Source organism: Variovorax sp. WDL1 (assembly GCF_001541225.1).
GTDB lineage: Bacteria > Pseudomonadota > Gammaproteobacteria > Burkholderiales > Burkholderiaceae_C > Variovorax.
This window is the reverse complement of sequence record NZ_LMTS01000085.1, coordinates 47,949-61,179: the sequence shown is the minus strand read 5'-3', so window position 1 is coordinate 61,179 and position 13,231 is coordinate 47,949. Positions and strand designations below refer to the sequence as shown.

The window sequence follows — 13,231 nt, the reverse complement described above, 5'->3', positions numbered from 1 at the left end:
AGTGACTCGGCTGCCGGGACGACGCCCCGGCTCCGGCCTCAACAAAAGCGCAACGCCAGAACAGGCCCCCAAAGCCAACAACATCCTCCCCCAGCAAAGCCCTGTCGGAGGCAGACACCGGATGTCTCATGCAGCCACGCGCTGCAGTTGGCACCGCAGGAAATCCACCGCCTCCGCAAGCTGCGCCTCGCCGATCTCGATGTGTCGCCCCGGGTGCAGCGTGAGGCGCTTGTCGGCCGAGCCGAGTGCTGCGAAGACAGCGCGCGCACCCGCGATCGTGATGATCTCGTCATCGGGCTTCGCCTGGAACAGCACGGGCACGCGCACGGCCGCGGCCTGCTGCAGGATCTCGTCGGCGCGCGGGCGGCAGTCGCCCCAGAGCCCGAGCACGGCGCAGCGCACGCGCGGCGTGCGGCCGACCGCGGGCAGGCCGTAGGCCGTGCCCATCGAGAGGCCGTACCAGCCGATCGCCTCGGCATCGACGAAGGGCATCGCGCACAGGTCATCGAGCGCATCGGTCCAGTCGGCCACCATGGGCTCCACGCTGCCGCCGGCTGCCCACAGCATGCGGAAGCGGTCGCGCACGGCCTCGGCGCCCTCGCCCGCCGGCGCGCGTTCGCCGTGCACGGGGCCATCGATCGCCGCGGCCACGAAGCCGGCCTGCCGGGCCACGGCATGCGCCACGCGCTCGACCGCCGAAGCGGTCTTGTGGCCGGCGCCGCCGTGGCCGATCAGCACGAGCGGCCGCGGCGCGTCGAGGCCCGCGGGGTGCCAGATCGCCAGCGGCACGCCGCGGCGCATCGTGCGCACGACCTCGCACGCGATGCCATCCGACGCGCCGCTCACATGAACTCGCAGTTGGGCGCGTTGCCCGGCTGCACCGCGAGCAGCAGGCCCTGGGTGCTGCCTTCGCCGGGCTCGAGGTTGATGAAGCGGCGCGGCGTGTAGGCCGGCATCGAGCAGACGTCCAGCGGGTCGAGGTCGACCGAGTGCTCCTCGTCCAGGCCCCAGATGACGCGCCAGCGGCCCTTGATCGCGACGAAGGTCTCGTTGGTGTCGTGGTTGTGCAGCTTCGGGCCGTTGCCGGGTTCGGCCTCGACGTACGACATCTGGAAGCCCTCGTCGATGGCGATCGCCGACATCGGGTCCTTGCCCCCCTCGACGACGAGACCCCGCCCGATGACGAGATAGTTGCGCCGCACATGGCCCGGCAGCTGGCTGTCGGGGTAGCGGTCGGGCGGGTAGCGCAGGTTCTTGAAACGGGCCACGCGGGACTGCATCTGCTGCGGGGTCAGCTCCCGGATGGGCATCTCGTAGGTCTTGGGGACGGCGGTCATGGGTCGGATTTCTTCTGGATGGGTTGGAAAAATGCAGGACGGGGCCGGCGACGCGCTCATTCGCCGATCTTCACGCCGGTCTCGCGCACGAGCTTGTCCCAGCGCGAGATCTCGTTGCGCACGAAGGCGGCGAACTGGCCGGCGGTGTAGGGCTTGGCTTCCGAGCCCGTCTTGGCCAGCGCCTCGCGCACGTCGGGCGTGGCGTTGGCGTTGCGGATCGCGCGGTTGAGCTTGTCGACGATGGCGGGCGGCGTGCCCGCGGGCGCGAAGAGGCCGCCCCACGCGATCAGGTCCATGTCGGCATAGCCGAGCTCGCCCAGCGTGGGCGTGTCGGGCATGTACGCGTTGCGCTGCGTGCCGCCCAGGCCCAGCGCCTTGGCTCGACCGGCCGAGGTGTGGGCCATGGCTTCGGCCGGGTAGCCCACCATGCCGTCGAGCTGGCCGCCGATCACGTCGGTCATCGCGAAGGCGGTGCCCTTGTAGGGAACGACGTTGAGCTTCACGCCCGCGGCCTTCTCGAACGAAGCGACGAACACCTGCTGGAATGCGTTGACTGCCGCCCAGTTCACCTGGCCGGGCCGCGCCTTGGCGCGTGCGACGAGCTGGGGCACGGTCTCGAGCCCGGACGCGTTGCTCGCCACCAGCACCGGGTTGCTGGTGAACAGCAGGCCGACCGGGATGAAGTCCTTGGCCGGGTCGTAGCTCATGCGAATGCCGGTCGGCTTGTTGATGGCCATCTCGCTGATGGTCGCGGCCAGCAGCGTATAGCCGTCGGGACGCGCCTTGGCTGCGGCCTCGCCGCCGATGTTGCCGTTCGCGCCGGGGCGGTTCTCGACGTAGAAGGACTGGCCCAGCTCGGCGCTGAGCTTGGCGGCCACGCGCCGCGCCGCCACATCGGTCGCGCTGCCGGCCGGGAACCCGAACACGATGCGCACGGGCTTGGAGGGGTAGTCGCCGGCCTCCTGCGCGAGCGCCGCCTGGCCGGGGGCGAGCAGGCTGGCGGCCAGCACTGCGCGAATGGCGAATGTCTTCATCGTGTTGTCTCCTTCGGGGTTGCGGCCATTTTGGTCAGCAGCGCGCGCGCCCGCCATGTCCGGCCTGGCATGCGGACATGCCGCCGCCCGTATGGCGACCCGGACGGCCATGCAGGCACGCCGATAATCCGCAGGCGATGCAAGCCCGCCATCTCGACGTCTACCTGCTGCGTTGCCTGGTCGCGCTGGTGGCCGAGGGCCACGTGACGCGCGCGGCCGAGCGCATGGGCATCACGCAGCCTGCGATGAGCGCGACGCTGGCGCGATTGCGCACCTTGTTCGCCGACCCGCTGCTGGTGCGCACCGAAAAAGGCATGGTGACCACGCAGCGCGCCCGGCAGCTGGCAGACCAGTTCCAGCAGGCGCTCGACCTGGTCGACCAGGCCGTGGCCGATCGTGCGGACTTCGATCCGGCCACCGCGACCGAACGCTTCCGCATCGCCGCGAGCGAGACGCTGGGATACCTGCTGATGCCTTCGCTGATCGCGCAGGTGCGGCGGCTCGCGCCCTCCGTGCAGCTCACGGTACAGCCCCCTGACCTGGCGCGCGTGCGCCACGACCTCGAGGAGGGCAGCATCGACCTGCTGGTCGCCTTCATCCGCAATGCACCGCCGGGGCTGCGCTTCACGCCGCTCATGCGCCAGCCCATGCGGGTCATCGCCGCGGCAGGGCATCCCGAAGTGCAGGGCCGGCTGAGCCGGGCGCTGTACGTGGGTTACCCGCACGTGTTCTATGCGCTAGGCGGAACAGGAGGATCGACGCTCGAGGCGGTGGTCGACGAGGCGCTGGAACGCGCGGGGCTGGTGCGGACCATCGGCGCGCGGGTGTCCTCCACCCTGGTCTCGCCGGGCTTGGTCGCGCAGTCGGACCTGCTGGCCACGCTGCCCGAGCGCATTGCCCGGCACTTCGCGGCGGTCTGGCAGCTGCAGGTGCTCGAACCGCCGGTGCCGCTGGAGGACGTGAGCACCTCGATGTTCTGGCACGAGCGCAAGCACCACAACCCCGCCCATCGCTGGCTGCGCCAGCAGTTCGAGATCGTCGCGCGCAGCACGGGCACGGCCTGAGCAACTACCATCCTGGGCCATGCTGACCCTGCGTAGATCGACAGTCCTGTGGACCTGCCTGCTGCTCGCCGCGTGCAGCACCACGCCGCCCCCGGCGCCCGGCGGCTCGCGGCCATCGCTGGTTTCCGCCGAGCAATCGAGGGATGCGGCCATCCACGCCATGGGACTGGTGGGCACGCCCTACCGGTACGGGGGCAACACGGTCGATGGCGGCTTCGATTGCAGCGGGCTGATCGGCTTCGTGTATCGCCACAGTGCCGGACTGGCAACGCCACGCAGCGTGGCGCAACTCGCCGCTTTCGGGAACTCGATACCGCGCAACGACCTGCGAACGGGGGACCTGGTGGTGTTCGGCGGCAGCCGGCCTACGCACGCGGGCATCTACGTGGGCGAGAACCGGTTCGTCCATGCGCCTTCCACGGGCGGCGAGGTGCGGCTGGACCGGCTCGACGGGGCCTACTGGTCCCGCCAGCGGGTGGACGTACGGCGGCCCTGAGCCGGGGAACGACCGCCCGTCGGCGATGCTTTCAAGGGGATCCCATGGCTGCCAGCGCAAGACGCAAGGCTTCCTGGCTCCTCGACAGCGATGCATTCTGCCGTTCGAGGTCTTCGACGCGGCGTCTGAGTTGTTCCCTCTCCTCGTGGAGGCTGGTGACCTCTGTCACCTCGACCACGAATCCGAGCACCTTTCCATTCACAACATGTGGAAGGTAGCGAGCCAGGCTCGGCCTCAACGTTCCGTCGGGATGCGGGACGAGGCGTTCGAATTCCTGCGGCACGCCTCGCAGCGCGGCACGAATGAACGGTTCGTTCGCAGCAAACAACTCAGGCCCCAGCAGGTCTTGGATCGATGTGTCGAAGAGGCTCGAACCCTTGACTCCAAACCAGCGCTCGTAGGCCCGGTTCGCGAACCTGCACAACAGGCTGCTGTCCCAATAGGCGAGCATCGACGGCACCTCGTTGAGGATTGCCCATACAGGGTCCGTTGCTACATCTTCATTGGCGTACCGCACGGCGTTCACCTCACTAGACAGGTTGGCAATGGACTTGACCTCGCTCGCTGGTCCATTTCGCCTCGGTTGCCAGAGCTTCTTGGGCCGCCGTCCTTCTGAGGACGCGGCTATTTGGCGCCCTTTCAAACTTCAAAGCCTTGACCTGGCTCAAAGGTTGGGCGCCTGCCCTCGTAGCGAGCGCAAGGCCGCCCTGCGCTCCCTGCACGCAAACGGAGGATGATGGTGCCCTTTCAACGCCCTTTTTGGAGGCTGCACCGGAGAGCCTCATGTCCATACATCCCGTTTCATCCAGCCTGGGCGGCGAAATCGCCGCCGGGGCGGCCACGGCATTGGCCGAAATGCTTGCGAAACTGCGCGATTCGCTCGAAGGCGCCGAGAATGTTCGCGCGGATTCACTCGAGGGGCGAGCGCCGTCCGTTCTTCGCAAGGGTGACCAGTTGGTCGCCGAGTTGCTCTCATTTGCCGGCCGCCAGGTCCTGAAGCCCGCTCGCGTAGAGGTGCTGCCGTTCCTCTGCTCGTTCGCCGACCTCCTTCGGCACAGCCTTGACGTACGCATCAACGTCCTGGTCCAGGCCGACGAGGAGTGCCTCCCCTGGTGTGTCGACAGAGATGCACTGCATGAAGCCTTGGTTCAACTCGCCCTGAACGCGAGTTTCGCCATGCCCGAAGGAGGCCGTCTGCTATTGAGCGCCTCGGTCGACCGGAACAGCTGCACGGAAGAAACGTCGCTCGATATTGCCGACACAGGGACGGGAATGAGCGCTGCCGTTCTGCGCAGGGCCGCGACACCGTTCTTCACCACGAAGGAGGACTCGCCGCTCTCGGGCATGGGATTGCCCGCGGTAGCAGGATTTGCGGCGCAGTCGGGCGGGCGCATGGTCATGTCGTCCATCGTCGGACACGGCACGACGGTGACGTTGAAGCTGCCCACTGTCGAGCACCCTGATGAAGCGCGATCCGACAGCGGCGGGAGGCAACACGTGAACCCTCGAAACAGCGTCGAGCGTGCAGGCATGGCAATCGCGATGGACCGCACGCCCCTTTTGAATGGCCCGCGCTTTCAACGCCCTGTTGGTGAGAAGGAGCAGGCTCATGGCATTTCGGAGTGACCTCCCGGCGTCCCCGGTCGCGGCATGACGTGCCGGCTTTTGGAAGCAGAATCGGGTTTCCTCAACTTGCCCCAGGGAGGAAGGCCCAATGGAAATGGAAGAAGTCGATGCGCGACTCCGTGCGCTCGAATTGCGAGCGGTCGCCCAGACCACGGCGATCGCGGTTCTCCTCCACGAGCAGCCCAATGCAGCGGCAAAGCTGCACATGGTCACGAAGCACCTTGTCGACGCACCGCCGATCCCGATGTCCGACGAGGACCTGGTGAAGGTCGCCGCCTATATCCAGTCCATGCTGGGAGGCCCCTGGATCGACTAGGACGTGCTCAGGCTGTCTGAAAGGGCCTTCGCAGATGTGCGGGCCCCAGGTGCAGCTCAATGCACGGGAGTGCGCGGGTGCTCGAAGAAGAAGCGCAGCATCTCCGCGCTCGCATCCGGCCCTCGAACATCGGTGTAGGAACCCTTGGCGCTGCCGCCCGCCCACGCATGCGGGGCGCCGTGCACCGTCCAGTGCTCGGCAACGACCCGGCCGTCGGCCGACCGGTGCAAGCGGCGCGTCGAGGCGCGGGCGCCGTTGGCGCTCAGATGCTGGACCTCGATCGTCGTCGTATTCCCGACGCTGGCCGCGATGACCTGTTCGCCATTGCTCGCATGCACGGTCGCATCGGCATCGCCATGGAAGACGATGGTGGGCATGCCGCTGGAGGCGCCGCTTCGCACGACACCTCCTTGCTTCATCGCCATCAACGCGGCCGGCAGGTCGGATGCAACACCGGCCGCCAGCCCGGAGTGGACGCCAACGGCCGCGTACAGATCGGGATAGGCATCGCCGAGGATCGCCGCCATCGCGCCGCCCGCGGACAGCCCAGCGACGTAGATGCGCTCCGGATCGATTGCGTATTGCGCCATCACCGCCTGCGTCATTCCTGCCAGGAGCGCCGGCTCCCCACGACCGCGCTTCTGGTGGCTGTGCTTGAACCAGTTCCAGCACGCCTGGGGATTGGCGCGGCGCGACTGCGCCGGATACAGCACGAAGAAGCCGTGCGCCAGTGCGGCTGCGTTCATCGCCGTGCCGGCCGCGAAATCATCGGGGTCCTGGGTGCAGCCGTGCAGCATCACGACCAGCGGCAGCGCACGCCGGCCGGCCTCGGGGGGGATGTAGAGCTTGTAGTCGCGGCGGCTGGCCGCGTCGGCAAAGCTGCCGGCGATGAAGCGGCCGGGAAGGGAGACATCGTCGTAGGCCGCGGGCGCCTCGTCGACGATGTCGGCCGCCGGACGCGCGGGCAGTTGCCTGGCCTCCACGTCGATCACGTCGCCGGCTTCCCGGGTCGTCGGCCGAGCTGGTTCGAGCCCGCGCAGCGCGGCCTGGATCGCGGCAGTGGCTGCCTGCAAGTCTCCGGCGCGGGTCAGCCGGGTTGCTTCTGTCATCAGGTGCTTGAGGTCAAAGTTCATCGGGGTCCTTGGGGTTGATGCATCAGCGGATGCGGGCGGCCAGTGCCGCCTTGACGGCGGGGCTCGCGTGGAGCGCGCCCAGCACCGTGATGGATTCGATGGCGGCAAGCGCGAGCGCCGGCGTCACATCGGCCGCGATCACGGCCAGGCCGAGCACGCGTATCTGCAATTTCTGTCCGGCTGCTTGAATGGCCTGGAGGGCGGCGGCGTCGTAATGCTGGATTCCAAGCACCAGCGACTTGCTCGCCACGACCTGGCGAACGACGTCGACCTGCGTGGCCAGCTGGTTGCGGATCGCGGTGCGGATGAGATCGGTGCGATTGGCATAGAAGCCCTCCTGCACCAACAGGTCGATCTGGCCGAGGTCCACGCAACCGACGTTGATGGTGATCTTTTCGTCGGCCGGCCTGGACGAGGCCGAGAGGGAAGCGCTTTTTCGAGGCATTTGCCATCCTATCACCATCCAAGTGGATGGTGCAAGCGCAAAAAACTGCAACGCATGAGTTCCCTATCTCGCCGACGGCCAGCTCCCACGCCTGCCAGCGCCGGTTCCCCACACGGCGCGCCACGGGCGCGTCCCTATGGTCCCCCCGGGACCGGGCCCAAGCCGGTTCTGTTCTCTCTGTCAGTGACCATTCATCAACGAAAGGGACCGTCACACATGAAGCAACAACACCCGAACCGAATCGCTCTCCGCACCCTGCTCGCGGGCCTGCTGGCCGCCGGCGGGTTCGCCGCCAACGCGCAGACCGTGCAGACACCGAAGGTCGGGGTCGGCGTGGGCGTGCAGGCGGACGTCAATGCATCGGGCGACGCAGCGGCGGCACCCCAACAGCAACAGCGCCAGCAGCGCGGCAACCGTGCCGGCGGGTCCGCACAGACGCGGGCCGGTGCGACTGCTGGTGCCGACACCGGCACCAGCAGCACGCCGACGAGCACCCTAGGCAGCACGGTGGGTGGTGTCGGCTCCACGCTGAGCGGCGGGGTGCAGGGCGCGACCAGCGCGGTCGGCGGCGCCACCAATGCAGCAGGCGGCGCCACGAATGCGGTGAGCGGTGCGGTGCCGGCCCTCGGCGGCGGCGCCAATGCCGGCGGCTCGGGCGCGATCGGCGTGAGAAAGTAAGCGAAGAAAAAAGGAAGAGCCCGCGGCGCTCGCGCGTCGCGGGCTCTTCTCTTGTGCTTGCGCGCTTTCGTCACATCACGAGGGCATGATCGAGGACACGGGCGCCGTGGGCACCATAGGCATTGCCCAGGCGCCGCATTCATTCACTGTTCGAGAATCCCCATGTCCGAAGTCACCATCTATCACAACCCCTCCTGCGGCACCTCGCGCAACACGCTCGCGCTCCTGCGTCACGCGGGCATCGAGCCCACGGTCATCGAATACCTGAAGACGCCGCCCAGCCGCGAGCGGATGCGCGAGATCGCGGCCGCCACGGGCCAGCCGCTGCGCGCGCTGCTGCGCGAAAAGGGAACGCCCTACGCGGAGCTGGACCTCGGCAACCCGAAATGGAGCGACGACGAGCTGCTCGACTTCATCGCGCAGCACCCGATCCTGATGAACCGCCCGATCGTCGCGACACCCCTGGGCACCAAGCTCTGCCGTCCTTCGGAAGAGGTGCTGGAGATCCTGCCCGTGGGCAGGATCGCGCCCTTCACCAAGGAAGATGGCGAGCCCATCGAGGACAGCGGGGCGCGCCGCACGCGCTGAGGCGCGCGGGGTGCGACGACGTGCAAGGCCACGCCGTCGCCGCAGGCCACTTCTTTCCGGAGGAAGCGCCCGGCCCGAAGGGCCGATGCCTTGCAGCGCTTCTTTCCGGCTCCCTGAGCAGCACGCGAACCGAGGGCGGAGGCGCGTGCGGGGATCGATGTGTGACAGCCTGGCGAGATGCTCGATCCCTTGGGGTGGATTGTGGGCAGTTGCGCGCGTCATGGCGATCCCACATTCACGCGATGCCATGCGAAGGTTCGACCCGCATGGCGCCACCCGCGGCGCGATGCGGGGGTAAGCTGCCTGTTCGTCATGGCAACTCATCCCGTCAAGGAGCAACACGACATGGAAACCCCTGAAGACGCACCGGACACCCCGGCGGGCGAGCCGCGCAGCAGTTCCTACCTCGAGGAAAAGGCCTTCAAGTCGCGCACGCTGCTGATCTTCGGCGCGATCACCGACGCCTCGGCCCGCGACGTGACGCGCCGCCTGATCGCACTCGACGCCGACAGCGACGCGCCCATCGACATCCTGGTCAGCTCGCCGGGCGGGCACCTGGAGTCGGGCGACACGATCCACGACGTGGTGCGCTTCATCGCGGCCCCGGTGCGCATGATCGGCACCGGCTGGGTGGGCAGCGCGGCCACGCACCTGTACCTGGCCGTGCCGCGCGAGCGGCGCTTCTGCCTGCCGAACACGCGCTTCCTGATCCACCAGCCCAGCGGCGGCGCCGGCGGACCGGCGAGCGATATCGCGATCCACGCTCAGGAGATCATCAAGGCCCGCGAGCGCATCGCCAGGACGATCGCGCGCGAGACCGGCAAGTCCTTCGAGGCGGTGATGACCGACATCGAACGCGACCGATGGCTGTCGGCGCAAGAGGCCGTGGAGTACGGGCTGGTGTCGCGCATCATCGAGCGCAAGAGCGAGCTGAGCGGCTGAGGGCCGCTGCCGCTACGCTGTCCATCGCGGGCCCATGGAACCCCAGGGCGCGATCGAGATCGGTCACGCTCACGAATACATGTGAAAACACTTCTGTCTCCTTGAAGCCGCACTGCAGCGACGGAGATCATCGCATCGCGGCCGGAACGCTTGTCCTGCCTCGCAGCCTTCGATAAGGTCGTTCGTTTGCCAGACGCCTTGCCCCTGTCTTGATGAACAAGCCCCTTCTGACATCGCTCGCCCTTGCCGCTTGCTGCGCGGCCGCCCTTGCACAAACCCCGAAGCTCCCCATCGAGAGCAACGACGACGGATCGATCTACGTCAGTCCCAACTTGTCCCCGACCGAGAAGGCGGCGACCGCGAACGGCGGGACGCTGGGCGTGCAGCGCAAGGACGGCAGCGGTCTCTACGGCGGAATGGACACCTCGGGCGCGCGGCCGAACTACTCGCTGGGCGCCAGCACGGGCGGCGATGTCTCCTTCTCCGCCGGCGCGCATACGGACGGAAGGGACAACAAGGGCATCAAGGCGGGCGTGACGATCCGCTACTAGCCGCGCCTGCGCTCCTAGAAGGGTGCGGGCAGCTCCACCTTCTCCGTCGCGTCGCTCGACGCCTGCAGGGCGGCCAGCTGCCGGCGCAGCGACTCGTTCTCGGCCGTGAGTTCGGCCACGCGATGGCGCAGGGCACGGAGTTCGTCATCTCCGGGGTGCGCGCCCTCCTGCGGCTCGGCGGCCGACTCGTCGCGCGGCTTGCGCTTCGATTCGCGCACGCGCTTGGCGGCCTGCTTGAGCTCGTCCTTGCCGGCGACCGCGGCGGCGACCTGTTCCTCGGCCGGCAGGGTGGCAACCGCGGCCGCGGCGTTGATGGAGATGGCGCCGGACTTGACGGCGGCCACCAGCTCGGGCGCGGCCTGCTTGCGGATCTTCTCGATCATCACCACCTGGCTGCTGCTCAGCCGTGCCGCCTTGGCAACGGCCTCGCGGCTGTCGAGCGCGGCGGGCGACACGGCACTGTACGCGATTTCGGCGGGCGCGGCGCTCGGGGATGTGTCCGAGGCAGGCGCGGGGCTGGCCGCGCGGGCGCGCCGCTCGGCCACGATCTCCTTCTTGCGCAGCGCCAGCACGCCGCGCTGGAAGTCGGAGATGCTGCGGCGGCCCAGGTGCTGGTCGATCATCCAGAGGTGCACGTCCTCGAGGGAGCGGAATCGCGCGTTCTGCACCGTCTGGAAAGGCAGGCCGTGCTTGCGGCAGATGCCGTAGCGATTGTGGCCGTCCACCAGCACGTCGCCCCACAGCACCAGCGCATCGCGGCAGCCTTCGGCCAGCAGGCTGCGCTCCAGCGCTTCGTACTCCTGCGGCGTCAACGGGTCGATATAGGCTTTGAGTTCTTCGTTGACGACGATGTCCATGGCGCGCGAATCAGGGGCAGGAAAGGGCCCGCATTGTAGAGACGCGGCACCGAGCCATCGGCGGGCACCTGCACGCGGTCGCTGCTGACGGGGCGCAGGCCGATGCGACGGCATCTTCCAGCCTGCCTCGTCGACAACAGACCATCACCATGGACAGCCCGGCATCATCGACCACCGCTCGCAAGCCCGGCGCGCTGCTGGTGCCCGGGTGGGACGATGACCACCGCGAGCGCTACCGCGCGCTGGCGGGCGACCTCTGCGCACAGGGCTGGGCCTGCCGGCTGGTCGACCTGCCGAACGAGGGATGGTCGCCGGCCGAGCGGGCGGCGGTGACGCGCGAGGACAACCTGGAGGATGTGCTGGCGGCGTACGACGCGCTGGCCGCCGAGCCGGAGGTCGATCGCGACGCGATCGGCATGGTGGCGGTCAGCTATGGCGGCTACCTGGCCGCTTTCGCGAGTGCCCTGCGTCCGGTGCGCTGGCTCGCGCTGCGCTCCCCGGCGCTCTATCGCGACATTGGCTGGACGACGCCCAAGGAGGAGCTCGACAAGGAAGACCTGGCTGCCTACCGGCTGCTGCGGCTGCGCGCCGAGGACAACCGCGCGCTGGCCGCCTGTGCCGGTTTCCGGGGCGATGTGCTGCTGGTCGGCTCGGGCAGCGACGACACGGTGCCTCGCCCCGTCATCGAGAACTACGCGGCAGCCTTCGCGCGGGCGCGCTCGCTGCAGGTGCGGATGCTGGAATGCGCGGACCATGCCCTCTCCCATCCGGCGTGGGATGCGGAATTCCGGCTTTGCCTGTTCGACTGGATCGCGCAGCGGCGCGCCGAGTTGAGCAGCGGCACCGCCGCCGTCCGCGTGCCGGCATCGACACGGAAGCTGCGCATCCTGGTGGTGGAGGACGATCCCGACATGCTGGCCGTCACGCTCGAGCTGCTGCGGACGCTGGGCCACTGGGCCACGGGGGTGAAGAGCGCTGAAGTGGCGATCAGCCGCTTTCTCGACGGTGCCTTCGACGTCCTGATGGCGGACATCAATCTGCCCGCCCTCTCCGGGCTCGAGCTCGCCCAGAAGCTGCATCGGCAAGGCGGCTTTCCGGTGATCTTCGCGACTGGCCTGCCGCGGCCGCCGCGGCTCGCGCCCGGCACCTTCTGGCTGCAGAAGCCCTACACGGTGGAGCAGCTCGAGAAGGTGTTGCGCGTCGCGGCCGCGCTCGCGCCCGCGCGCGACGGCAGCGCGCGCTGAGGATCATCGGTTCGCAGGCGGCTTGCGGGCTTGCGCGCCGCGCAGACCCGCGCCGCGCGGTGCGGCCTCAACCCAGCGCCAGCCGCTCGTGCTGGTGGCCCAGCGTGCGCGACAGGGTCTGCGCCGCCTCGCGCAGCGCCTGCGCGACCGGGCCATTCCAGCGGTGGTCGAAGCCGGCCTTGTAGCCGAGCACGGTGATGGCGAGCACCAGGCGCCCGCGGTCGTCGAGCACCGGCGCCGCGAAGGCGCTCATGCCGGCCATGAAGTCGCCCATGGCGCGCGCCATGCCGCGCTCGCGCACCTGGTCGACGGTTTCATCGGTCTCGGCGGGCTCTTCGCGGTTGGCGGAGGAGGCCAGGTAGGCCTCCATCTGCTCGGGCTGCAGGAAGGCCGCGAAGACGCGCCCCGTGGCCGAGCGGTAGAGCGGGAACACCGAGCCCAGGCCGATGTTGACCATCACAGGCCGCGCCGGCTGTTCCCAGCGCACCACCGTCGGGCCGAAGCTGCCCCAGACCGACACCGCGACCGTGTGGCCCAGCGACGCACACAGGCGCTCGGCCGCGCGCGTGGCGAGCGAGACCGGCTCGAGGGTCGCGAGGCAGGAGAGGCTGAACTCCAGCGCCACCGGGCCCATGCCGTAGAGGCCGGTCTCCGGGTCCTGCGCCAGGAAGCCGGTGCGCAGAAAGCTCACCAGGTAGCGGTGCGCCTTGCTGGGCGCGATGCCCGCCTGCTCGGCGATGTCGGTGATCTTCATCGGACGGCGATGGTGGGCCACGATCAGCATGAGGTCGAGGCCGTTCTCCACCGACTGCACGCCGGCCTTCGGGGCCGTGCCGACGCCAGCTCGCTTCCGGCGGGCGGGGGATGCGGAGGTGCTCATCGGGGGCGACTGTACGGGATGGCGGGGTTCGGGTTGTCCT

At 68.8% G+C, this 13,231-nt stretch carries 17 protein-coding genes; 9 read left to right on the top strand and 8 right to left on the bottom strand.

What is annotated here, in order from left to right; all coding sequences use genetic code 11:
• Positions 1 to 126: 126 nt before the first annotated feature.
• Genes APY03_RS12230 through APY03_RS12220 form a run of 3 tightly spaced genes read right to left on the bottom strand, consistent with a single transcriptional unit; the run spans position 127 to position 2,371 of the window.
• Positions 127 to 846 (bottom strand): alpha/beta hydrolase, encoded by a 720-nt coding sequence (locus APY03_RS12230; RefSeq protein ID WP_068677157.1) that lies wholly within the window; start codon positions 844 to 846, stop codon positions 127 to 129.
• A complete protein-coding gene (locus APY03_RS12225) occupies positions 843 to 1,337 on the bottom strand; it encodes a hypothetical protein (RefSeq protein ID WP_068677155.1) in 495 nt (164 codons plus the stop codon). Before APY03_RS12225 ends, APY03_RS12230 begins: the two co-directional genes overlap by 4 nt.
• 56 nt (positions 1,338 to 1,393) lie before the next feature.
• A complete protein-coding gene (locus tag APY03_RS12220; protein WP_068677153.1) occupies positions 1,394 to 2,371 on the bottom strand; it encodes a Bug family tripartite tricarboxylate transporter substrate binding protein in 978 nt (325 codons plus the stop codon).
• Positions 2,372 to 2,508: 137 nt separating this feature from the next.
• Here APY03_RS12220 and APY03_RS41390 point away from each other — a divergent pair, with 137 nt between their 5' ends.
• Both APY03_RS41390 and APY03_RS12210 read left to right on the top strand, forming a co-directional pair.
• Positions 2,509 to 3,435, top strand: coding sequence for a LysR family transcriptional regulator (locus tag APY03_RS41390; protein ID WP_068677151.1), 927 nt, complete (start codon positions 2,509 to 2,511; stop codon positions 3,433 to 3,435).
• A gap of 19 nt (positions 3,436 to 3,454) precedes the next feature.
• On the top strand, positions 3,455 to 3,931 hold the full coding sequence (locus APY03_RS12210; RefSeq protein WP_068677149.1) for a C40 family peptidase: 477 nt from the start codon (positions 3,455 to 3,457) through the stop codon (positions 3,929 to 3,931).
• A gap of 31 nt (positions 3,932 to 3,962) precedes the next feature.
• On the opposite strand, the gene APY03_RS12205 is transcribed toward APY03_RS12210, so the two are convergent.
• Entirely contained in the window at positions 3,963 to 4,448 is a 486-nt protein-coding gene (locus APY03_RS12205) for a PAS domain-containing protein (RefSeq protein ID WP_146039281.1), read from the bottom strand.
• A 266-nt stretch (positions 4,449 to 4,714) separates the two neighbouring features.
• Between APY03_RS12205 and APY03_RS12200 the strand changes: the two genes are divergently transcribed.
• Both APY03_RS12200 and APY03_RS12195 read left to right on the top strand, forming a co-directional pair.
• On the top strand, positions 4,715 to 5,557 hold the full coding sequence (locus APY03_RS12200) for an ATP-binding protein (protein ID WP_068677144.1): 843 nt from the start codon (positions 4,715 to 4,717) through the stop codon (positions 5,555 to 5,557).
• 88 nt (positions 5,558 to 5,645) lie between these two features.
• A complete protein-coding gene (locus APY03_RS12195) occupies positions 5,646 to 5,873 on the top strand; it encodes a hypothetical protein (protein WP_068677140.1) in 228 nt (75 codons plus the stop codon).
• A 56-nt stretch (positions 5,874 to 5,929) separates the two neighbouring features.
• Here the strand turns inward: APY03_RS12195 and APY03_RS12190 are convergent, their stop codons facing one another.
• Positions 5,930 to 7,006, bottom strand: a complete 1,077-nt coding sequence (locus APY03_RS12190) for an extracellular catalytic domain type 1 short-chain-length polyhydroxyalkanoate depolymerase (RefSeq protein ID WP_068677134.1) — start codon at positions 7,004 to 7,006, stop codon at positions 5,930 to 5,932.
• Positions 7,007 to 7,028: 22 nt separating this feature from the next.
• A complete protein-coding gene (locus tag APY03_RS12185; RefSeq protein WP_068677132.1) occupies positions 7,029 to 7,451 on the bottom strand; it encodes a CopG family transcriptional regulator in 423 nt (140 codons plus the stop codon).
• 216 nt (positions 7,452 to 7,667) lie between these two features.
• Between APY03_RS12185 and APY03_RS12180 the strand changes: the two genes are divergently transcribed.
• From APY03_RS12180 to APY03_RS12165, 4 genes are all read left to right on the top strand, one after another.
• Entirely contained in the window at positions 7,668 to 8,129 is a 462-nt protein-coding gene (locus APY03_RS12180) for a hypothetical protein (protein ID WP_068677131.1), read from the top strand.
• 162 nt (positions 8,130 to 8,291) lie between these two features.
• A complete protein-coding gene (gene arsC, locus APY03_RS12175) occupies positions 8,292 to 8,717 on the top strand; it encodes an arsenate reductase (glutaredoxin) (RefSeq protein ID WP_068677130.1) in 426 nt (141 codons plus the stop codon).
• A 312-nt stretch (positions 8,718 to 9,029) separates the two neighbouring features.
• On the top strand, positions 9,030 to 9,659 hold the full coding sequence (locus tag APY03_RS12170; protein ID WP_269475637.1) for an ATP-dependent Clp protease proteolytic subunit: 630 nt from the start codon (positions 9,030 to 9,032) through the stop codon (positions 9,657 to 9,659).
• Positions 9,660 to 9,871: 212 nt separating this feature from the next.
• Complete coding sequence (locus APY03_RS12165) at positions 9,872 to 10,210, top strand: hypothetical protein (RefSeq protein WP_068677127.1); 339 nt, start codon at positions 9,872 to 9,874, stop codon at positions 10,208 to 10,210.
• Positions 10,211 to 10,224: 14 nt separating this feature from the next.
• Here the strand turns inward: APY03_RS12165 and APY03_RS12160 are convergent, their stop codons facing one another.
• On the bottom strand, positions 10,225 to 11,067 hold the full coding sequence (locus APY03_RS12160; RefSeq protein WP_068677126.1) for a plasmid replication/partition related protein: 843 nt from the start codon (positions 11,065 to 11,067) through the stop codon (positions 10,225 to 10,227).
• Positions 11,068 to 11,216: 149 nt separating this feature from the next.
• Here APY03_RS12160 and APY03_RS12155 point away from each other — a divergent pair, with 149 nt between their 5' ends.
• Positions 11,217 to 12,311, top strand: coding sequence for a response regulator (locus tag APY03_RS12155; protein WP_068677125.1), 1,095 nt, complete (start codon positions 11,217 to 11,219; stop codon positions 12,309 to 12,311).
• A gap of 67 nt (positions 12,312 to 12,378) precedes the next feature.
• Here APY03_RS12155 and APY03_RS12150 read toward each other — a convergent pair whose 3' ends face one another.
• A complete protein-coding gene (locus APY03_RS12150; RefSeq protein ID WP_162487144.1) occupies positions 12,379 to 13,191 on the bottom strand; it encodes an IclR family transcriptional regulator in 813 nt (270 codons plus the stop codon).
• Between the last annotated feature and the right edge of the window lie 40 nt (positions 13,192 to 13,231).

What these genes read in the sequence shown, in the direction of transcription:
- APY03_RS41390 (WP_068677151.1), top strand. Translation starts at nt 2,509, where the DNA reads ATGCAAGCCCGCCATCTCGACGTCTACCTGCTGCGTTGCCTGGTCGCG.
- APY03_RS12185 (WP_068677132.1), bottom strand. Translation starts at nt 7,451, where the DNA reads ATGCCTCGAAAAAGCGCTTCCCTCTCGGCCTCGTCCAGGCCGGCCGAC.
- APY03_RS12195 (WP_068677140.1), top strand. Translation starts at nt 5,646, where the DNA reads ATGGAAATGGAAGAAGTCGATGCGCGACTCCGTGCGCTCGAATTGCGA.
- APY03_RS12180 (WP_068677131.1), top strand. Translation starts at nt 7,668, where the DNA reads ATGAAGCAACAACACCCGAACCGAATCGCTCTCCGCACCCTGCTCGCG.
- APY03_RS12220 (WP_068677153.1), bottom strand. Translation starts at nt 2,371, where the DNA reads ATGAAGACATTCGCCATTCGCGCAGTGCTGGCCGCCAGCCTGCTCGCC.
- APY03_RS12210 (WP_068677149.1), top strand. Translation starts at nt 3,455, where the DNA reads ATGCTGACCCTGCGTAGATCGACAGTCCTGTGGACCTGCCTGCTGCTC.
- APY03_RS12170 (WP_269475637.1), top strand. Translation starts at nt 9,030, where the DNA reads ATGGCAACTCATCCCGTCAAGGAGCAACACGACATGGAAACCCCTGAA.
- APY03_RS12160 (WP_068677126.1), bottom strand. Translation starts at nt 11,067, where the DNA reads ATGGACATCGTCGTCAACGAAGAACTCAAAGCCTATATCGACCCGTTG.
- APY03_RS12155 (WP_068677125.1), top strand. Translation starts at nt 11,217, where the DNA reads ATGGACAGCCCGGCATCATCGACCACCGCTCGCAAGCCCGGCGCGCTG.
- APY03_RS12165 (WP_068677127.1), top strand. Translation starts at nt 9,872, where the DNA reads ATGAACAAGCCCCTTCTGACATCGCTCGCCCTTGCCGCTTGCTGCGCG.
- APY03_RS12190 (WP_068677134.1), bottom strand. Translation starts at nt 7,006, where the DNA reads ATGAACTTTGACCTCAAGCACCTGATGACAGAAGCAACCCGGCTGACC.
- arsC (WP_068677130.1), top strand. Translation starts at nt 8,292, where the DNA reads ATGTCCGAAGTCACCATCTATCACAACCCCTCCTGCGGCACCTCGCGC.
- APY03_RS12200 (WP_068677144.1), top strand. Translation starts at nt 4,715, where the DNA reads ATGTCCATACATCCCGTTTCATCCAGCCTGGGCGGCGAAATCGCCGCC.
- APY03_RS12225 (WP_068677155.1), bottom strand. Translation starts at nt 1,337, where the DNA reads ATGACCGCCGTCCCCAAGACCTACGAGATGCCCATCCGGGAGCTGACC.
- APY03_RS12150 (WP_162487144.1), bottom strand. Translation starts at nt 13,191, where the DNA reads ATGAGCACCTCCGCATCCCCCGCCCGCCGGAAGCGAGCTGGCGTCGGC.